Source organism: Kribbella sp. NPDC059898, from assembly GCF_042730855.1.
In the GTDB taxonomy this organism is placed as follows: domain Bacteria; phylum Actinomycetota; class Actinomycetes; order Propionibacteriales; family Kribbellaceae; genus Kribbella.
This window is the reverse complement of record NZ_JBHWKR010000011.1, coordinates 209,496-228,770: the sequence shown is the minus strand read 5'-3', so window position 1 is coordinate 228,770 and position 19,275 is coordinate 209,496. Positions and strand designations below refer to the sequence as shown.

Sequence of the window (19,275 nt, the reverse complement as noted above, 5' to 3'; positions counted from 1 at the left end):
GAGATCAGACGGGGCGAACGTTCTCCGCCTGCAGGCCCTTCGGGCCCTGGGCGATCTCGAACTCGACGCGCTGGTTCTCGTCCAGGGAGCGGAAGCCCTGGGTCTGGATCGCCGAGTAGTGCACGAACACGTCGGCGCCGCCGTCCTCCTGGGAGATGAAGCCGAAGCCCTTCTCGCCGTTGAACCACTTAACTGTTCCCAAAGCCATGATTTTCTCCTGATACGACAAAACGCCCAGCGGATCACAATCCGCGGGCGCTTCGACACGAACGTGGAACTGCAGAACTGCAACAATCCAAAATCCTAGCACGCTGGATGAGTCGTCAGCCACCCCTCGCCGCGCCGTATGTCGTACTCGTCCGGAGTTCCGGCCCATGTCTGCGCGCAGCCCGAGGTGCCGCACTCGCAGGCGAACGGGTACGGCGGCAGCTCGGACAGCCCGCGATCCGCCTGCCACAACCGCCCCTGCCGGCACGCCGCGAGGTTCTCGTACTGCCGCTGCCTGCTCAACTCCGCTCCTGCCTGCAACCGAGGGAGCGGCCCTAGTGCATCAGTCACGCTCCCAGCGACAGCAGCCCAGTCCGGGTCGGCCGGTACCTCTACGACGGCCCGCCCGCGCTCCGCGGCCTCGCGCCGTACCCGATCAGCCAGTACGGCGTCCCGCGCCAGCAGGCCCTCCAACTGCTCACGGCCACCTGGCCGCTGCTCCCGGGCCTGTCTGGTCTGTTCTGTGTCCGGCACCAACCACACCGCCGCCGTAACGCCGTCAGCCATCGACGGGTACAGCTGTGGCCCCTCTACCAGTGCAGGTACGTCGCCGAGCCCGCGTTCGCGCACGTCCTCGACAACCAGCTCCAGTCGCAGCCGGGCCGTCTCCACGAAGCTGTCTGCCGCGTACGACGGCCCGTGGGCCAGGTCTTCCGTCAACGGCCGGAGCGGTGGCAGCCGGTCCAGGTGGGCGTACGTCCAGAGGTCGATCGGGTGCAGCGGCAGGTCGCCGCGACGGGCGAGCTCCCGGGCGATCGTCGACTTCCCCGCACCCGGGGCCCCACCGATCCACGCCATCGCCGGCCAGCTCACCGGCCCAATCCTGCTACGGCCGCACGTACGTTGCCAGCGACGCCGCACCGGCCTGAACGACAGAGGCGAGCTTCAGGTGCACCGGCTGGTCCAGCGGGCCGAAGATGTTCTCACCGGCCCCGACGATCGACGGCAGCGTCATCAGCCGGTACTCGTCGACCAGGTCCGCGGCCTGCAGCTCCCGGATCACGCTAAGGCTGCCGGTGACCGCGATCGTCCGCGGCTCCGACCGTACGTAGTCGGTCAGCGAGCCTTCCATCAGTGTCGAGTTCGGGAACACCGAGACGTCGGTGAGCGAGTGTGACGCGACCACCTTGGCCATCTTGTTCATCTTGACGGAGAAGTCGTCGGTGCGGTTCGGCCAGAGCTTGCTGAACAGCTCCCAGGTGTTCCGGCCGAGCAGCAGCACGCCGGTGTCCATCAGGTCGCCGAGGCGGAACTTGTCCCCGCCGACGGTCTCCGGCCCGTGCCGGAACGCCCAGCCGCCGAACGGCGTACCGCCCGAGCCGTCGGGGTCGGTGATGACGCCGTCCATGCTGACGAATCCAGTGACGATGACGTGTCCCATGGCCCTGCTCCTTCTGCTGATCGGTTGATGCCGGTACATACCGCCGGAGTGCCGTCGAATCATCGGTCGGACGGAAATGTGACCTTGACCTCATTCGGCTTCATCGCCTACCGTATTCTGTATGCAATCTTCGATGAGAGTTGCGATTCTCGGCGCCGGTGCGATCGGGGCGTACGTCGGCGCCGCGCTGCACCGCGGCGGCACCGAAGTGCACCTGGTCGCCCGCGGCGCGCACCTGGCCGCGATCCGCTCCGGCGGCGTGCTGGTGCGCAGTCCCCGCGGCGACTTCACCGCCCGCACCCCGGCCACCGACGACCCGGCCGAGATCGGCCCGGTCGACTACGTCTTCCTCGGGCTCAAGGCGAACTCGTACGCGAGCGCCGGCCCGTTGCTCGCCCCGCTGCTGCACGACCGCACCGTCGTGGTCGCCGCGCAGAACGGCATCCCCTGGTGGTACTTCCACGGGCTGACCGGTCCGTACGAGGGCCGCCGCGTCGAGTCGGTCGACCCGGGCGGCGCGGTCACCCGGGTGCTCGACCTCGACCGCGCGATCGGCTGCGTCGTCTACTGCTCCACCGAACTCGAGGCGCCCGGCGTCGTCCGGCACCTCGAAGGCACCCGTTTCTCGATCGGCGAACCGGCGGGCGGTCCGTCGGACCGCTGCGAACGGTTCAGTACGGCGATGGTCGCCGGCGGGCTGAAGTGCCCGGTTGAGGCGGACATCCGCAACGACATCTGGATCAAGCTGCTCGGCAACGCGGCGTTCAACCCGATCAGCGCCCTGGCCCGGGCGACGATGGTGGAGATCGCCACGCACCAGGGCACCCGGCAGATGGTCCGGATGATGATGGAGGAGTCGCTGGCGATCGCGGCCGCGCTCGGCTGCCACCCGGACATCTCGGTCGACAAGCGGCTGGACGGTGCCAAGCGTGTCGGCGAGCACAAGACCTCGATGCTGCAGGACCTGGAGAAGGACAAGCCGCTCGAGCTCGACGTCATCCTCGCCGCGGTCGTCGAGCTCGCCGACCTCACCGGCGTACCCGCGCCGACGCTGCGCGCCGTACACGCCGTCGCCGACCTGCTGGCGAGCAAAGTCGGCGTCTGAAGAGCCGGGTGGGTCCGGCCCACAGCGACGCCGGACCCACCTGTTCCACCTGCCCCGGCTCGCCGGGAGAGCGGCTGTGTTGACGCAAACATGTCTAGACTCCTGGCACACGGGAGGTGCCGGGTGGAGGGAACGGTAGGGAGACGGCGGCGGGGTCCGTCGATGGCCGACGTCGCGCGGCTGGCCGGAGTGTCCGGGCAGACCGTCTCGCGGGTCGCGAACGGGCGGCAGAACGTCGACGACCTCACGCGTGCCCGGGTGCAGGACGCGATGCGCCAGCTCGGCTACCGCCCGAACGGCGCCGCGCGCGCCCTGCGCAGCGGTGAGTTCCGCAGCATCGGGGTGATCGTCTTCGAACTCTCGACGTTCGGTACGACGCGAACCCTGGACGCGATCGCCACCGCCGCCACCGCGCGCGGGTACTCCGTCAACCTGATGCCGGTGCTCTCGGTCAGCCCGCAGGCGGTCGCGGACGCGTTCACCAGGCTGGGGGAGCAGGCGGTGGACGGCGTGATCATGATGATCGAGGCGCACGTGCTGCGGGAAGTACAGCTGCCGGTGGGTCTGCCGGTCGTGGTGGTGCATGCCGGCGCGCACTACGACCATCCGGTCGTCGATACCGATCAGACGCAGGGCGCTCGGCTCGCGACGGAGCATCTGCTCGAGCTAGGGCACCGTACGGTCTGGCACGTCGCCGGGCCGTCGTCGTCGTACGCGGCCGACCAGCGGCGTCGGTCCTGGGAGCAGACGCTCCGCGACCGCGGGTGCGACGTACCGGCGCTGCTGTTCGGGGACTGGTCGTCGGGGTCCGGGTACGACGCCGGGTGCCGGCTCGCGGCGGATCCGGACGTCACCGCGATCTTCGTCGCCAACGACCAGATGGCGCTCGGTGTCCTGCGAGCCCTGCACGCGCACGGGCGGTTGGTGCCGGAGGACGTCAGCGTGGTCGGCTTCGACGACATGGAGGAGGCGGCCCAGTTCTGGCCGCCGCTCACCACGATCCGTCAGACCTTCACCGACCTCGGCCGCCGCAGCGTCGACACACTGCTGGCCGAACTCCACGCCACCAACCACGACCACACGCCGTACGCCGTCCCCACCAGCCTCGTGATCCGCAACAGCACCGCTAGCCCGTCGCGAGGACCGTTCGCATGAGGTCGGCGGTCTCGGTGGGGGTCTTGCCGACGCGTACGCCGGCTGCTTCGAGGGCTTCCTGTTTCGCGGCCGCGGTGCCGGACGAACCGGAGACGATCGCGCCGGCGTGACCCATGGTCTTGCCCTCCGGCGCGGTGAAGCCCGCGACGTACCCGACGACCGGCTTGGTCACGTTCTCCTTGATGAACGCGGCCGCCCGCTCCTCTGCGTCACCACCGATCTCACCGATCATCACGATCGCGTCGGTGTCCGGGTCGTCCTGGAACGCCTGCAACGCGTCGATGTGCGTCGTCCCGATGATCGGGTCGCCACCGATCCCGATCGCCGTCGAGAACCCGAGGTCCCGTAACTCGTACATCATCTGGTACGTCAGCGTCCCGGACTTGCTGACGAGGCCGAGTCGCCCGGGTCCCGCGATGTCGGCGGGAATGATCCCCGCGTTGGACCGCCCCGGGCTGATGATCCCCGGGCAGTTCGGCCCGATCACGCGCGTCCCGTTCGCCTGCGCATACGCGAAGAACTCCGCCGTGTCGTGCACCGGCACGCCCTCGGTGATCACCACGACCAATGGGATGGCGGCATCAACTGCCTCCATTACGGCCGCCTTGGTGAAACGTGGAGGCACGAACACCACCGACACGTCGGCGTCCGCCGCCCGCACCGCATCCGCACACGACCCGTACACCGGCACCGAACACTTCGCGAAGTCCACCGACTGCCCACCCTTGCCCGGCGTCACCCCGCCGACCACGGTGGTGCCGGCGGCAAGCATCCGGCTGGTGTGCTTCTGGCCCTCTGCGCCGGTCATCCCTTGGACGAGGACCCGGCTCTTCTCGGTCAGGAAGATCGCCATCTCACTACGCTCCGTTCTGGGCGGCCAGTTCGGCGGCGCCGTCCATGGTGGCGACCACGGTCACCAGCGGATGGTTGGCCTGGGCAAGGATCTTGCGGCCTTCGTCGACGTTGTTGCCGTCCAGCCGGACGACGAGCGGCTTGTCGGCCTGCCGGCCGAGCACGGCGAGGGCTTGCACGATCCCGTTCGCGACCGCGTCACAAGCGGTGATCCCGCCGAAGACGTTCACGAACACGCTCTTCACCTGCGCGTCGGACAGGATGATCCCTAGCCCGTTCGCCATCACCTCGGCACTCGCGCCGCCGCCGATGTCGAGGAAGTTGGCCGGTTTCACGCCGTACCGCGCCCCCGCGTACGCGACCACGTCGAGCGTCGACATGACCAGGCCGGCACCGTTGCCGATGATGCCGACCGAGCCGTCGAGCTTGACGTAGTTCAGGCCCTTCGCATGCGCCGCGGCCTCGAGCGGATCGGCCGCATCCTTGTCGTCGTACGACGCGTGCTCTGGGTGCCGGTACGCCGCGTTCTCGTCGAGCGTGACCTTGCCGTCAAGGGCTTCGAGCGACCCGTCGGCCAGCTTCACCAGCGGATTCACCTCGACGAGCGAGGCGTCCTCGGCGACGAAGACGTCCCACAACCGTCGTACGACGGTCGCCGCCGCGGCCGGGAAGCCTGCTGCCGCGACGATCTCCGCAGCTTTCGCCTCGTCGACGCCGGCGATCGGGTCGATCCGGATCTTCGCGATCGAGTCCGGGCTGGTACGGGCGACCTCCTCGATCTCCATGCCGCCCTCGGTGCTCGCGATACAGAGGTACTCGCGGTTCGCGCGGTCGATCAGGAACGAGAGGTAATACTCCTCCGCGATGTCCGCGGCCGGGGCGAGCAGCACGCGCGGCACGGTGTGCCCCTTGAGGTCCATCCCGAGGATCTCGGCCGCCACCGTGTGCGCTTCCTCCGGGGTGGCGGCGAGTTTCACGCCGCCCGCCTTGCCGCGGCCGCCGGCCTTCACCTGCGCCTTGACCACGACGCGCCCGCCGAGCTCGCGCGCCGCGTCCTGCGCGGCGACCGGGTCGTCGATCACGCGGCCGAGCGTCACCGGAACGCCGTGCCGGGCGAACAGCTCCTTGGCCTGGTACTCCATCAGGTCCACATCAGCCTCCCTGAGAGTGTCTGGTGACGACTGTATGCGGTATGCAATCTTGTCACAAGAGCGCCCAGGTCTGGACATGCCGCGGCCGGAGAGGTACCACAGATCACATGTAGATCTAATACGGTATGCAGTAGTCAGGAGGCGACATGATTTCCACGCCCCGGGATGTGCGTGACGTCTACGGCCGGCGGTACCGGATCGGCGAGGATGCCCGCGAGCTGACCGGACACCCGCGCCGCTGGCAGTTGTGGGCCGCCTGGGCCTGCATGGTCGCGATCAGCCCACTGCAGTACTCGTTCGGTACGGCGGCGCTCGGGCTCGGGTCCGACCGCGGGTGGGGTACGGCCCGCACGCTCTGGTTGCTCGCGCTCTTCGTCGCCTGTCAGGCGCTGGTCGCCGTACCTGCCGCCTGGGTGCACCGGGTACGTCGCCTGACGCCGGCGCAGCTCGTCGTCGCCGGCGGGGTGCTCGCGGTGGTCGGACTCGTCACGTTGGCGCATGGACACAGCTATGCCGCCGTACTCGTCGGCTTCTCGCTGCTCGGCGGTACCGGTGCGGGGATCGTGTACGCCGCCTGCATCACGACGTCGGCGCGCTGGTTCCCGGAGCGCCGGACCGCGACGATCGGGTTCGTCACCGGCGGGTTCGCGGTGGGCGCCGTACCGAGCATTGTGCTGTTGTCGATTGTCGACGAGCGGATTGTCTACGATCTGACGGCCGGGGTGGCGCTGCTGGTGGTGCTGGTCGCGGGTGGGTTGCTGAAGGATCCGCCGCGGCACTGGTGGCCGGCGGAGCTCGATGCTCAGGCATGGGCGATCGACCGGAAGCTGAACCGCAGCATTCCGCACAACGCGCCGGCGGTTCGCCAGTACCGTCCGCGTGAGGCGATGCGGACCGGGGCACTGCCGCTGATGTGGTTGCTGTTGGCAATCAGTACGGCGTTGTCGTTGTTCGGGATCGCGTTCGTGGTGAGTTATGCGGTCGGGTCCGGGCATGCGTTCGCTACCGCGGCCGTGGCGGCGGGGATGTTGGCCGCTGTCAACGGGCTCGGGCGGTCGACGGCGGCGAGTTTGTCGGACCGATTCGGTCGGCGGCGGGTGCTGGCGGCCGTGTTGATGGTCGAGGGGTTCGCGCACATCGGGCTGGTGGTGGCTCAGTCCGGCTGGGTGTTCGTCGTCTGTGCGATGTTCGCCGGTCTCGGTGGTGGGGCGTTCTACGCGATCATGGCGAACCTGGTGCTGGAGTTCTTCGGCGAGAACAGCCTGTTGCAGAACCAGGCGATTCTTTACTCCGCCAAGGCTGTCGGTGGGGTGTTGGGGATCGGGGTGACCGCGTCCTTGGTGAGCGTGGTTGGATACCGGCCGCTGTTCCTCGGTGCGGGTCTTCTCGGAGTGCTGACCGCGCTGAGCGTGCGCCTCCTCAAACAGCCCGGTCGGCCGGCGCTTCCGGTACGTCCCCAACTGGGTACTCCGGTGACCGGCGAGTGAGCGGCTACGCGAAGGTCCCGCGCTCGGCTCCGTGTCTGATGGAGTTGGTCTCCCGGCTGGCTCGAGAACCGTGGACCGACCGCCCGTCAACCGTCCACCCAGTCCTGAGCGCCGCCGCCCGCGCCACCCACGACCACACCACCTCAACCGCCCGCCATCTCCTTCTCCCGCTCGCTCCCCACTTCCTCAACACCAACACGCCAGGCGTCGAACCCACCGCCCGCCTGGTAGCCCTCTGTGTTTCCACCGCCCTAGCAACCACCGAAGCCTCGGCGAGGGACGAGTGGCGGAGGTTGAAGGCTGCTCAGCGGATGGCGTTGCATCTGCTGGGGAGTGGGGAAGAGCCCGTGGGGCCAGCGCGGTGGTGGTTGCCGGTGGTTTTGCGGCTGGGGTGGTACCGGAGCTTTGTCGCCACGGAGCAAGTCGCGGAAGCCGTGGGGATCGTCGCGCGCGCACCCGACGGAGACCGGCGGGTGCGGCAGCTGCTCAGGCAGTGCCTAGCGGTTCACGGCGCCGTACGGCCAAGGCCTTCCTGTTCCGCCTCGGCCCAGAAGTCGTGGGCGTAGTCGTCGTCGGGAATGGCCACCAGCTCGTGCGGCCGCCGTCGTACACCGACCTGCTGCTCCAACCGCCGGAGGTCGGCGGTGCAGCGCTCTAGGTCGTCCAGCAGCCGCAAGAGGTCGACGTGCGGACCGACGCGATTCCTCAACGCTGTAAGGGACTTCTCCAGTGCGGCCAGTGCGGTCCGGGTGCGATCGAGTTCGTCGGAAATCGTCATCACAGCCTCCTGGTCCCGAGCTCTGGACAACTGCTGTCGCCTGGGTTAAGACTACGACTACACCATACGGTATGCAATCTACATCACGCCGAATGACGGCCCTTCCGAGGAGTTGACTGCAGATGGCGCAGACAGTGTCGGAGACCCAACCCACAGCGGTGGTCAAGGAGCCGGAGACGATCTCCGGCGGTCACCTCGTCGCGAAGGCCTTGAAGGCCGAGGGAATCGACGTGATCTTCACGCTCTGTGGTGGTCACATCATCGACATCTACGACGGCTGCGTGGACGACGGCATCGCGGTGGTGGACGTCCGGCACGAGCAGGTCGCCGCGCACGCGGCCGACGGGTACGCCCGCGTCACCGGCAAGCCAGGCTGCGCGGTCGTCACCGCCGGCCCGGGTACGACGGACGCGGTCACCGGTGTCGCGAACGCGTTCCGCGCCGAGTCCCCGATGCTGCTGATCGGCGGCCAGGGCGCGCTGAATCAGCACAAGATGGGGTCCCTGCAGGACCTGCCGCACGTCGACATGATGACGCCGATCACGAAGTTCGCGGCGACCGTGCCGCACACCGCGCGGGTCGCGGACATGGTCTCGATGGCGTTCCGCGAGTGCTACAACGGTGCGCCCGGCCCGTCGTTCCTGGAGATCCCGCGCGACATCCTGGACAACTCGGTCCCGGTCGGCTCCGCGACTGTCCCCGAGGCCGGCCACTACCGCGCGTCGACGAAGAGCATCGGCGACCCGGCGAGCGTCGAGGCCCTTGCGGATCTGCTCGTCCGCGCCGAGAAACCCGTCGTACTGCTCGGCTCCCAGGTCTGGACGTCCCGCGGCAGCGCGGCGGCGACCGACTTCGTCCGGACGCTCGACATCCCCGCGTTCATGAACGGTTCGGCCCGCGGCACGCTGCCGCCCGGCGACCCGCACCACTTCCACCTGTCCCGGCGGTACGGGTTCAACAACGCGGACCTGATCCTGATCGTCGGTACGCCGTTCGACTTCCGGATGGGGTACGGGCGCCGGCTCCCGCAGAGCGCCACCGTCGTACAGATCGACCTCGACTACCGCACCGTCGGCAAGAACCGCGACATCGACCTCGGCCTGGTCGGCGACCCGGGCGCGATCCTCGCGGCCGTCACGCAGGCGGCGTCGGGTCGGCTGCGGAAGGCCGATCGCAAGGCGTGGTTCGCGGAGCTCCGCGCCGAGGAGGACGCGGCGTACCAGAAGCGCCTCCCGCGGCAGCTGTCCGACGCGAACCCGATCCACCCGCTGCGGCTCGCGCACGAGATCAACGAGTTCCTCACCGAGGACTCGATCTACATCGGCGACGGCGGCGACATCGTCACGTTCTCCGGCGGCGTCGTACAGCCGAAGTCGCCCGGCCACTGGATGGACCCGGGCCCGCTCGGCACGCTCGGCGTCGGCATCCCGTTCGTGCTCGCGGCGAAGTACGCGCGGCCCGACAAGGAGGTCGTCGCGCTGTTCGGCGACGGCGCGTTCTCGCTGACCGGGTGGGACTTCGAGACGCTGGTCCGCTACAACCTCCCGTTCGTCGGTGTCGTCGGCAACAACTCGTCGATGAACCAGATCCGCTACGGCCAGGAAGCGAAGTACGGCAAGGACCGCGGCCGGGTCGGCAACACCCTCGGCGACGTGAAGTACGACGAGTTCGCGCGGATGCTCGGCGGGTACGGCGAGGAGGTCCGCGACCCCGCCGACATCGGGCCGGCGCTGCTCCGGGCGCGCGAGTCCGGGCTGCCGTCGCTGATCAACGTCTGGGTCGACCCGGACGCCTACGCCCCCGGAACCATGAACCAGACCATGTACAAGTAAGGGGACCCCGTCATGACCAAGGCCCTCGAGGGTGTCCGTGTTCTCGACATGACCCATGTGCAGTCCGGCCCGTCCTGCACCCAGATCCTCGCCTGGCTCGGCGCCGACGTGATCAAGCTGGAGGCACCGACCGGCGACATCACCCGCCAGCAGCTGCGCGACCTCCCGGACGTCGACAGCCTGTACTTCACCATGCTGAACTGCAACAAGCGCAGCATCACGCTGAATATGAAGTCCGACCGCGGCAAGGAGATCTTCACCGACCTGGTGCAGAACTCCGACGTCCTGGTGGAGAACTTCGCGCCCGGTGCGATCGACCGGATGGGCTTCACCTGGGAACGCCTGCAGACGCTCAACCCGGGCCTGATCTTCGCGTCGATCAAGGGCTTCGGCCCCGGCCGGTACGAGAACTTCAAGGCGTACGAGGTGGTTGCCCAGGCGATGGGCGGCGCGATGAGTACGACGGGGTTCGAGGACGGGCCGCCGACCGCGACCGGCGCGCAGATCGGCGACTCCGGTACCGGGATCCATCTGGTGGCGGGCATCCTCGCCGCGCTGTTCCAGCGGACCCAGACCGGCAAGGGTCAACGGGTGACGGTCGCCATGCAGGAAGCCGTGCTGAACCTGACCCGGGTGAAGCTCCGCGACCAGCAGCGGCTGACGCACGGTCCGCTGCGTGAGTACCCGAACGACTACTTCAACGGCGAGGTGCCGCGGTCCGGGAACGCGTCCGGTGGCGGTCAGCCCGGCTGGGCGGTGCGCTGCGCGCCGGGCGGGCCGAACGACTACATCTACGTGATCGTCCAGCCGCCCGGCTGGGCGCCGATCGCGCAGCTGATCGGCAAGCCGGAGCTGGCCGAGGACCCGGACTGGGCGACGCCGGCCGCGCGGCTGGACAAGCTCGACAAGATGTTCGCGCTGATCGAGCAGTGGACCGAGCAGCACACGAAGTTCGAGGTCATGGACAAGCTGAACGCGCTGAACGTGCCGTGCGGGCCGATCATGTCGACCGCGGAACTGATCGCCGACGAGACGCTCGCCGACCTCGGCGCGGTGGTCGAGGTCCAGCACCCGCTGCGCGGCACGTTCAAGACCGTCGGCTGCCCGATCAAACTGTCCGACTCGCCGGTCGAGGTGCGGACCTCGCCGGGACTCGGCGAACACAACTCCACCATCTACGGCTCGCTCGGGATCTCCGCGGCCGAGCTCGACGACCTGAAGACCGCGGGCGTGATCTGACGTGGGAGAGCAGATGACATACGACAAGGCAGCAGTCCGGACCGTCCTCGACCAGGCGCTGGCGGACGGCCGTACGTCGCTGAGCGCGCCCGAGGCGAAGCTGGTGGCCGACGCGTACGGCATCCCGACGCCGGGCGAGGGGCTGGCCACGACAGCCGACGGCGCCGCCGGGCTCGCGGCCGAGATCGGGTTCCCGGTGGTGCTGAAGATCGTGTCGCCGGACATCCTGCACAAGACCGAGGCCGGCGGGGTGGTGGTCGGGGTCGACTCCGCGGACGCCGCCCGGCAGGCCTTTCAGCAGATTGTCGACAATGCGAAGGCCTACCAACCGGACGCTGACATCGTCGGCGTCCAGGTGCAGCAGATGCTCGCCGCCGGCGGTGACGTGCAGGAGGTGATCGTCGGCGCGGTCACCGATCCGACCTTCGGCAAGGTGGTCGCGTTCGGGCTCGGCGGCGTACTGGTCGAGGTGCTGAAGGACGTCACGTTCCGGCTGGCGCCGCTGACCGACGACGAGGCCCGGGCGATGGTCGACGGGATCGAGGCGCACGAGATGCTCGAGGGCGTCCGCGGGGCGCGACCTGTCGACAAGCAGATTGTCGGCAATCTGATCAAACGGCTCTCCGACCTGGTCACGGACTTCCCGCAGTTCGCCGAGGTGGACCTGAACCCGGTGCTCGCCGGGCCGGACGGCGCCACCGCGGTCGACGTCCGGATCATCGTCGACGCCGAGGCCGGCACGCCGGTCGAGCGCTACAGCTCCGAGCAGATCCTGACCGCGATGACCCGGATCATGCGGCCGAGCGCGGTCGCCGTGATCGGGGCCTCCAACGAGGACGGCAAGATCGGCAACTCGGTGATGAAGAACCTGGTCAACGGCGGGTACGCCGGCGACATCTACCCGGTCAACCCGCGCGGTGGCGAGGTGCTCGGGCGGAAGGCGTTCCCGTCGATCCTCGACGTACCGGGTGACGTCGATGTCGCGGTGTTCGCCGTACCGGCCAAGTTCGTCGGGGCGGCGCTCGAGCAATGCGGCCAGAAGGGCGTCGCGGGCGCGATCCTGATCCCGTCCGGGTTCGCCGAGACCGGCGAGCAGGCACTCCAGGACGAGGTGGTCGCGATCGCCCGCAAGCACAACGTGCGGATCCTCGGCCCGAACATCTACGGCTACTACTACCTCCCGGAGAACCTCTGCGCGACCTTCTGTACGCCGTACGACGTGCAGGGGAGTGTCGCGCTCTCATCGCAGAGCGGAGGCATCGGGATGGCGATCCTCGGCTTCAGCCGCTCCAGCCGGATGGGAGTTTCCGCAATCGTTGGGGTAGGCAACAAGGCCGATATCGACGAGGATGACCTCCTGACGTTCTTCGAGAGCGACGACAACACCAACCTGATCGCCATGCACCTTGAGGACCTGAAGGACGGCCGGGCCTTCGCCGAGACGGCGGCCCGGGTGTCGAAGCGGAAGCCGGTCGTCGTCCTGAAGGCCGGCCGTACCGCCCTGGGCGCGCGGGCCGCCAGCTCGCACACCGGCGCGCTGGCCGGCGACGACAAGGTGTACGACGACATCCTCAAGCAGAGCGGCGTGGTCCGGGCACCGGGGCTGAACGAGATGCTCCAGTACGCCCGCGGGATCCCGCTGCTGCCGACGCCGAAGGGCGAGAACGTCGTCATCATCACCGGCGCGGGCGGCTCCGGCGTACTGCTGTCGGACGCCTGCGTGGACGCCGGCCTCACGCTGATGGACATCCCGCCGGACCTGGACGCGGCGTTCCGGACGTTCATCCCGCCGTTCGGTGCGGCCGGCAACCCGGTCGACATCACCGGCGGCGAACCGCCGTCGACGTACCGGAACACGATCGCGCTCGGGCTGTCCGACGAGCGCATCCACGCCCTCATCCTCGGCTACTGGCACACGATCGTGACGCCGCCGATGGTGTTCGCGCACCTGGTGGCCGAGGTGGTCGAGGAGTTCCGGGCGAAGGGGATCGACAAGCCCGTGGTCGCCTCGCTGTCCGGGGACGTCGAGGTCGAGGAGGCCGCGCAGTACCTGTTCGACCACGGCGTCGTCGCCTACCCCTACACCACCGAGACCCCGGTCCAGGTCCTCGGTGCGAAGTACCGCTGGGCCCGCAACGCCGGCCCGCTCTGATTGGAGGCAGGAACACACGGGAACAACCGCTAGTTGGCGTCGAACTAAGGAGTCCGCCTTGGACGTCACGAGCAAGACCTCAGAAGTACCCGAAGAGCCGGCGGCCGTCACCGAGAAGGTCTGGAAGGCCGGCCGACTCGAACCGATGCCGATCCGGAAACTTCCGGACGCACCGCCCTCGATGCACATCCTCGGCCCGACCGTGTTCCTGGTCGCGCTGGGGGTGGGCATGGGGGAGTCGTACATGTGGCCCCGGCTCGTCCTGGTGTTCGGGCCGGACATCCGCTGGCTGTTCATGGTCGGTGTCACGCTGCAGGCGTTCGTGCTGCTGGAGATGGCGCGGTATGCGATGGCCACCGGGGAGAGCATCTTCTTCGGCGCGGCCCGGATCTTCAAACCGCTGATGTGGTTCTTCTACGCGGCGGCGATCCTGATCTACATGTGGCCGGGCCATCTGTCCGCCGGCGCGGCCGCGTTCGAGGAGATCACCGGCATCCCCTGGCAGGTCACCGCGTGCGTGGCTCTGGTGTTCGTGGGTGTGCTGTTCAGTCTGCTGTCGGTGATCTACAACTTCCTCGAGAAACTGCTCGGTCTGCTGATCGGTCTGCTGGTCGTCGGTACGTCGGTGATCGCCGCGATCGTGGGCAGCTGGGACGACCTCGGCCGGACGCTGAGCGGGATGTTCGCGGTCGGGTTCTTCCCGCACGAGGCGATGACGTCGACGTGGTTCCCGGTGGTGGTCGGCTCGATCGCGTTCGCCGGGCCGTCCGGGATGCAGCAGATGTGGTACACGCTGCAGCTGCGCGACAGCGGCGCCGGCATGGGCGCGCACATCCCGAAGATCCGCGGCCTGCGCGCCTCGGCTTCGGAGGAGGCCGAGTCGATGCCGTCGCGCGGGTTCATGTTCGACACCGAGGACCCGGCCGAGATGGCGAAGTGGAAGGGCTGGCGCAAGTGGGTGACGTTCGACGCGATCCTGCTGTTCTGGGGGATCACGATGCTGGTCACGATCTCGTTCACGGTACTGGCGATGTCGGCGGCCCGGGAGAACCCGAACGTCGGCACGCTGATCGAGGGCGGTGACCGGGAGGCGGCGCTGAAGGCGATGTCGGACTCGTTCGCGTCGGCCGGCTCGCCGATCCTCGGCACGTTGTTCTTCGCCTTCATCGCACTGATCGGGCTGAACGCGACCCTCGGGCTGTTCGACTCGTTCTCCCGCGGCCAGGCGGACATGACGTACTACTTCGTGCCCGGCGCGAAACGCTTCTCGATGTCGCGGCTGTACGCCGGGTTCCTGTGGGGCGTGATCCTGTTCGGGATCCTGATCCTGCTGTTCGGGCCGGCCGACGGTCCGGCGGGGATCCTGGACACGCTGGCGTTCCTGTCGACGTTCGCGATGGGCGCGTACTGCATCGTGCTGCTGCTCACCAACAACAGGCTGCTGCCGAAGAAGATCCGGCCCGGCCCGGTGCGGAACGTGATCATCGGGTTCGGCGCGGTGTTCTACCTCGGGATGCTGTTCTACTGCCTGTTCCGCTTCGGCGTGGCAGTGGGCTGACATGAAAGAGCTTGCGGAGTACTGCGTCCCGGCCGCCTCGGTCGGCGCCGCCGCCGGGCTCGTCGCCGGCGGACTGGCCGCGTTCGCCGGCCGGCCCGTCGGCTGGTCGATCCTCAGCGGCCTCGGGCTCGGCGTACCGCTGATCCTGTTCGGCTCCGGGTACGCCGTACTCGTTGCCCTCGGCAAAGTCCCCGCCGGGGTGTTCGCCCCGGCGGCGGTCTACTGGGTGATCGCGTTCCCACTGGCGCTGCTGGTGCACGGGATCACCAACGTGTGGTTGGTGACCGGAACGCCCGGCCTTCCGGTTGATCCGTGGAAGTTCTTGGCGTTCCGGGCGTTGATCAGCATGGGGTTCGCGATCGGGTTCCTCTGGATGCACGACCAGATAGCGCGCCTCTGGTGGCCCCGAATCCTCGACCACAACCGCTACGCCAACCGCACCGTCTCCCAGTACCACCTCTCCACCACCCTCCAACCCCGCAAAACCGCCGCCGACCGCAAAAGCTGACACCCCGCCCGCACTCACCCCCGAGTGCGGGCGGGCGTCCCGCCCGAAGCAGCGACGGGGGTACGGCGCGTGGTGGGCGCGTGGAGGTAACGACGGAGCGGCCGCTCAACTGGTGCGGCTGGCGACGGCGACGCCAGGCGTGGAGGTTCTGCAGATCGGGCTTCCTGCTGATGAGACCGTCGGTGATGTCCGCTTCGAGCGGGCCTACCCCGTGTGGACGATGACGCACGACGGGATCAGCTGGCCTGAGCGTGAACCGGAGCTGGTGGCGCCGCTCGAGTACTGCGGGGCGGACGACCTGCCCCGCGACTTCCAACACGCCTATGAACAGGCGTACCGCGACCAACGGCTCGTCGAACCGCGCAACTCCTGGGATCGCTCACCCGACCAGGGCGCGCTAGCTGTCACCCCCGACGGTCAAGTAGCCGGCTTCGTCCTCGGCTTCTCCCAGCCAGACGGCAGCATCGAGCTAGGCCCGATCGGCACCGTTCCCACCTGGCGCGGGCGCGGTGTCTGTACGGCGCTGCTCGCCACAGTGCTGTATCGCTCCCGAGGACTCCACCTGCACCTGACCGTCGACGGCGAGAGCCCAACGCGCGCCCACGAGCTCTACCTACGCCACGGCTTCCGGATCACCGAGCGCCTGGTCAGGTACGAGGTACAGCTCAGCTAGCGACGTCGACTCGCGCGGCCGCTGGAGGTCAGGTGATGCGGCGGCGGCGCTTTTGGGTCGGGGTTGAGGGCTCGGGGACGGGGTCCGCGGCCTGGAGGTCGTGGTACGCCTTGCGGGTGTGTTCGGTGTGTTCGCGCATGATCTGGGCGGCCTTGTCCTCGTCGCCTTCGCTGATGGCTTTGACGAGGCGGTTGTGTTCACGCCACGACGCCGCGCCACGCACGGGCGCGACGGGCGTGTAGTACCAGCGGACCCGGCGGTCGACCTGGGCGGCGAAGTCGACGAGGAAGCGGTTGCCCGACATCTCGGTGATCAGGCTGTGGAGTTCGCCGTTCGTACGTACGGTGCCGTCGATGTCGCCGGCCTCCTGGTACGCCGTGCCGACCTTGCACAGGTCGCGAAGCTTGGCGACGTCCTCCTTGGACGCGTGCCGGGCGGCGAGGCGCGCGGACTCGGACTCGAGGGCGGCGCGGGCCGCGAGCAGTTGGTCGACCTCGTCCTCGGCGGGCACGTGCACCATCGCGCCGAAACCGGGGCGCAGGTCCACCCAGCCCTCGTTGTTCAGCCGCTGCAGGGCCTCGCGGACCGGCTGCCGGGAGACACCCAGCAGTTCGGCGAGCTCGACCTCGACGAGGTGCCGGCCGCGCTCCAGCGTGCCGTCGATGATCATCTCGGTGAGGGCCTCGTACACCGACTCGCGCAACGGCTGCGGCCGCTTGACGTGCCGCGCGCCCGCCGGTTCGGCACCCGCCCCTGGCCCCGCACTGATCGTCGTCATGAGGTCCCTTCCGGTCCAACAGTGATGGCACTTGGTAGACAGTCTACCAAGTGCCACGAGCTGGCCCAGGGATTCAGGCCGCCGACTCCTCGGCGTCGTCCCGGGCGTCCCGGCCGGTCAGTTCGGCGAGCTCCAGGTCGAGTGCGTCCAGCTCCTGCAGTTCCGGGGCGTCCGGGAACTGCGGTCGTGCTGCGAGGGCCCCGAACCTACGCGTGAAGATCATGTCCACCTCTCATTGAATTCTGGCTTCTGTATACATTGAACCAGGTCGACCGGCCGGGTATGCCCTCGTCTCACGTGATCCCGCTTACACCTTCGCCGAGTACGAATGCGCGCCGGTGCCCGCCAACTGTCGATTGTTGACAATCAGATAGTCGTCACGGATCGGCGTACCGCTCAGCCATGCCTCGAGGATCTCCCGGGTCCCCGCGGCGTACCGGGCCTGCGCGGACAGCGTCGACCCGGAGATGTGCGGCGTCATCCCGTGGTGCGGCATGGTCCGCCACGGGTGGTCCGCGGGCGCCGGCTGCGGGTACCAGACGTCACCGGCGTACCCGGCCAGCTGTCCGCTCTCCAGCGCGCGCACGATCGCGTCCTGGTCGGCAATCTTCGCCCGCGCGGTGTTGATCAGGTACGCGCCGCGCTTCATCGTCGCGAGCAGTTCGTCCCCGAACAGTCCCTCGGTCTCCGGGTGCAGTGGGGCGTTGATCGTCACGACGTCGCAGTACGGCGCCATGGCGGCCGCGCTCGGGTGGAACGTCAGCCCGAGTTCCCGCTCGACCGATTCCGGCAGCCGGTGCCGGTCGGTGTAGTGCAGGTGTACGTCGAACGGCGCGAGCCGCCGGAGCACCGCCGTACCGATCCGTCCGGCCGCGACCGTACCGACGTGCATGCCTTCGAGGTCGTACGAGCGGGTCACGCAGTCCGCGATGTTCCAGCCGCCGTCGCGGACGACCTGGTGCGACGGGAGGTAGTTCCGGACCAGCCCGAGGATCATCATCACGACGTGCTCGGCGACACTGACGCTGTTCGAATAGGTGACCTCGGCAACCGTCACGCCGTGCGCGATCGCCGCGTCCAGGTCGACGTGGTCGGACCCGATCCCGGCGGTGATCGCGAGCTTGAGCTTCGGCGCGTTCGCGATCCGCTCCGCGGTGAGGTACGCCGGCCAGAACGGCTGGGAGATCACCACGTCCGTGTCGGGCAGTTCGCGATCCAGGGCGGTCTCCTTGTCGGAGAGGATGACGAGTGTGTGCCCCTGGCTCTCCAGGAAGCTCCGCAGCCCGAGTTCACCGGACACGCTCCCGAGCAGGGTGCCTCATGATGGGGAATCTCCTTGTTCCGAAGGGATTTCCACCATCGCCGGGTCAGGCCTCGGCGGTCAAAGACTTGCTGGCTATCGCGAGATAGCCGGAGCCCGTCAGATGTACGTCGAGCAGGTCGTCGAGCGCTTTCTGTACGCCGGCCTGCCGGGCGATGTCGAGCAACGCCCGTGCCTGCACGGGCTCGGGGCTGCGCGCGGCGATCACCAGCCCGACCCGGGGCCCGTTCGCCGGCCGCTTGAGCGGTACGACGCGCATCCCGTCCGGTACGCCGAACATGTGCAGCCACGCGTGCGAGATCACCGTCGACCAATGCCTGCCGTGCAGGTGGCTGTAGAGGCCCGACACGGTGTCGCTCTCGATCGACGGGTTCGCGGTGGCGCCGTCATCGGTGAAGTACCCGTTCATGATCCGGCGGTTGCGCATGTCGGGGGAGAGCAGACACAACGGCAGCTCAGCGACCTGCGCCCAGGTGGCGACCGGCAGGTCGGCGAGCTCGGTGTGCTTGGGCGTCAGCAGCAGGTACCGCTCCTCGTACAGCGGGGTCTTGCGGACCTGGCCGAGCGTGTCGTCGTCGAGGTACGTCATCGCGACGTCCAGGTCGAACTCGGCCAGCTTGTGGGTGATGTCGCGCGACGACAGCGACTCCAGCGTGACCCGCGCGTTCGGGTGCCGCTCGCAGAACGGCGTGGTGAGCAGCGAGACGACCGGCATCGCGGTCGGGATCGCGCCGAGCCGGAGCGTGCCGGTCAGGCCGCCGCGCAGCATCGACAGCTCGTGGCGGAGCGCGTCCTGCTCGGCGAGGATCCGCTGCGCCCAGAGCAGCACCCGTTCGCCCTCCGGCGTCAGCCCCTCGAACCGGCGGCCGCGCCGTACGATCGGCACGTCCAGCTCCTGCTCGAGCTTGCGGATCGCGGCGGACAGCGACGGCTGCGAGACGTAGCAGGCGTCCGCGGCCCGGGCGAAGTGCTTCTCCCGGGCGAGGGCGACGAGATACTCCAGTTGGCGGAGCAGCATCAGCGCTCCGAATGCGGTGT

Annotated in this window: 19 protein-coding genes; 9 read left to right on the top strand and 10 right to left on the bottom strand. The window is 68.6% G+C overall.

All coding sequences use genetic code 11. The annotated features are described in order from the left end of the window. Nucleotides 1-4: 4 nt before the first annotated feature. The 3 genes from ACFV9C_RS30745 to ACFV9C_RS30735 form a co-directional block, all read right to left on the bottom strand. Entirely contained in the window at nt 5-208 is a 204-nt protein-coding gene (locus ACFV9C_RS30745) for a cold-shock protein (RefSeq protein WP_130381366.1), read from the bottom strand. A 95-nt stretch (nt 209-303) separates the two neighbouring features. Beyond that, the gene (locus tag ACFV9C_RS30740; protein WP_380199036.1) at nt 304-1,080 is read right to left on the bottom strand and encodes a hypothetical protein; all 777 of its coding nucleotides are present in this window, start codon (nt 1,078-1,080) and stop codon (nt 304-306) included. Nucleotides 1,081-1,093: 13 nt separating this feature from the next. Beyond that, nucleotides 1,094-1,648, bottom strand: coding sequence for a dihydrofolate reductase family protein (locus tag ACFV9C_RS30735; RefSeq protein ID WP_380199035.1), 555 nt, complete (start codon nt 1,646-1,648; stop codon nt 1,094-1,096). 133 nt (nt 1,649-1,781) lie between these two features. Between ACFV9C_RS30735 and ACFV9C_RS30730 the strand changes: the two genes are divergently transcribed. Together ACFV9C_RS30730 and ACFV9C_RS30725 are read left to right on the top strand one after the other, a co-directional pair. Beyond that, entirely contained in the window at nt 1,782-2,753 is a 972-nt protein-coding gene (locus ACFV9C_RS30730; protein ID WP_380199034.1) for a 2-dehydropantoate 2-reductase, read from the top strand. A 162-nt stretch (nt 2,754-2,915) separates the two neighbouring features. After that, nucleotides 2,916-3,908 (top strand): LacI family DNA-binding transcriptional regulator, encoded by a 993-nt coding sequence (locus ACFV9C_RS30725; protein ID WP_380199033.1) that lies wholly within the window; start codon nt 2,916-2,918, stop codon nt 3,906-3,908. Here the strand turns inward: ACFV9C_RS30725 and sucD are convergent. Beyond that, nucleotides 3,880-4,761 carry a succinate--CoA ligase subunit alpha gene (gene sucD / locus ACFV9C_RS30720; RefSeq protein WP_380199032.1) on the bottom strand — a complete coding sequence of 294 codons (882 nt, stop codon included), beginning with the start codon at nt 4,759-4,761 and terminating at the stop codon, nt 3,880-3,882. The two genes, ACFV9C_RS30725 and sucD, sit on opposite strands and share 29 nt — an antisense overlap. Before the next feature lie 4 nt (nt 4,762-4,765). Continuing rightward, a complete protein-coding gene (gene sucC, locus ACFV9C_RS30715; RefSeq protein ID WP_380199031.1) occupies nt 4,766-5,989 on the bottom strand; it encodes an ADP-forming succinate--CoA ligase subunit beta in 1,224 nt (407 codons plus the stop codon). Nucleotides 5,990-6,057: 68 nt separating this feature from the next. On the opposite strand from sucC, the gene ACFV9C_RS30710 reads away from it, so the two are divergent. Then, nucleotides 6,058-7,398 (top strand): MFS transporter, encoded by a 1,341-nt coding sequence (locus ACFV9C_RS30710; RefSeq protein ID WP_380199030.1) that lies wholly within the window; start codon nt 6,058-6,060, stop codon nt 7,396-7,398. A gap of 505 nt (nt 7,399-7,903) precedes the next feature. Here ACFV9C_RS30710 and ACFV9C_RS30705 read toward each other — a convergent pair. Next, the gene (locus ACFV9C_RS30705) at nt 7,904-8,176 is read right to left on the bottom strand and encodes a hypothetical protein (RefSeq protein ID WP_380199029.1); all 273 of its coding nucleotides are present in this window, start codon (nt 8,174-8,176) and stop codon (nt 7,904-7,906) included. A gap of 122 nt (nt 8,177-8,298) precedes the next feature. Between ACFV9C_RS30705 and ACFV9C_RS30700 the strand changes: the two genes are divergently transcribed. The 6 genes from ACFV9C_RS30700 (at nt 8,299) to ACFV9C_RS30675 (ending at nt 16,138) form a co-directional block, all read left to right on the top strand. Further along, nucleotides 8,299-10,008, top strand: coding sequence for a thiamine pyrophosphate-binding protein (locus ACFV9C_RS30700; RefSeq protein WP_380199028.1), 1,710 nt, complete (start codon nt 8,299-8,301; stop codon nt 10,006-10,008). Between the two features lie 12 nt (nt 10,009-10,020). Beyond that, the gene (gene frc, locus ACFV9C_RS30695; protein ID WP_380199027.1) at nt 10,021-11,247 is read left to right on the top strand and encodes a formyl-CoA transferase; all 1,227 of its coding nucleotides are present in this window, start codon (nt 10,021-10,023) and stop codon (nt 11,245-11,247) included. Nucleotides 11,248-11,260: 13 nt separating this feature from the next. Then, nucleotides 11,261-13,399, top strand: coding sequence for an acetate--CoA ligase family protein (locus ACFV9C_RS30690; protein WP_380199026.1), 2,139 nt, complete (start codon nt 11,261-11,263; stop codon nt 13,397-13,399). Nucleotides 13,400-13,457: 58 nt separating this feature from the next. Further along, nucleotides 13,458-14,957: an Nramp family divalent metal transporter gene (locus ACFV9C_RS30685; protein ID WP_380199025.1), complete on the top strand. Its 1,500-nt coding sequence runs from the start codon at nt 13,458-13,460 to the stop codon at nt 14,955-14,957. A 1-nt stretch (nt 14,958) separates the two neighbouring features. Then, on the top strand, nt 14,959-15,465 hold the full coding sequence (locus ACFV9C_RS30680) for a hypothetical protein (protein ID WP_380199024.1): 507 nt from the start codon (nt 14,959-14,961) through the stop codon (nt 15,463-15,465). Between the two features lie 139 nt (nt 15,466-15,604). Further along, nucleotides 15,605-16,138: a GNAT family N-acetyltransferase gene (locus ACFV9C_RS30675; RefSeq protein WP_380199023.1), complete on the top strand. Its 534-nt coding sequence runs from the start codon at nt 15,605-15,607 to the stop codon at nt 16,136-16,138. 28 nt (nt 16,139-16,166) lie between these two features. On the opposite strand, the gene ACFV9C_RS30670 is transcribed toward ACFV9C_RS30675, so the two are convergent. The 4 genes from ACFV9C_RS30670 to ACFV9C_RS30655 all read right to left on the bottom strand — a co-directional run bounded on the left by ACFV9C_RS30670 (nt 16,167) and on the right by ACFV9C_RS30655 (nt 19,255). Continuing rightward, entirely contained in the window at nt 16,167-16,916 is a 750-nt protein-coding gene (locus ACFV9C_RS30670) for a GntR family transcriptional regulator (RefSeq protein ID WP_380199022.1), read from the bottom strand. Between the two features lie 73 nt (nt 16,917-16,989). Beyond that, on the bottom strand, nt 16,990-17,139 hold the full coding sequence (locus ACFV9C_RS30665) for a hypothetical protein (RefSeq protein ID WP_380199021.1): 150 nt from the start codon (nt 17,137-17,139) through the stop codon (nt 16,990-16,992). Nucleotides 17,140-17,223: 84 nt separating this feature from the next. Beyond that, entirely contained in the window at nt 17,224-18,228 is a 1,005-nt protein-coding gene (locus tag ACFV9C_RS30660; protein ID WP_380199126.1) for an NAD-dependent formate dehydrogenase, read from the bottom strand. A 55-nt stretch (nt 18,229-18,283) separates the two neighbouring features. Further along, nucleotides 18,284-19,255, bottom strand: a complete 972-nt coding sequence (locus tag ACFV9C_RS30655; protein WP_380199020.1) for a LysR substrate-binding domain-containing protein — start codon at nt 19,253-19,255, stop codon at nt 18,284-18,286. Nucleotides 19,256-19,275: the final 20 nt, after the last annotated feature.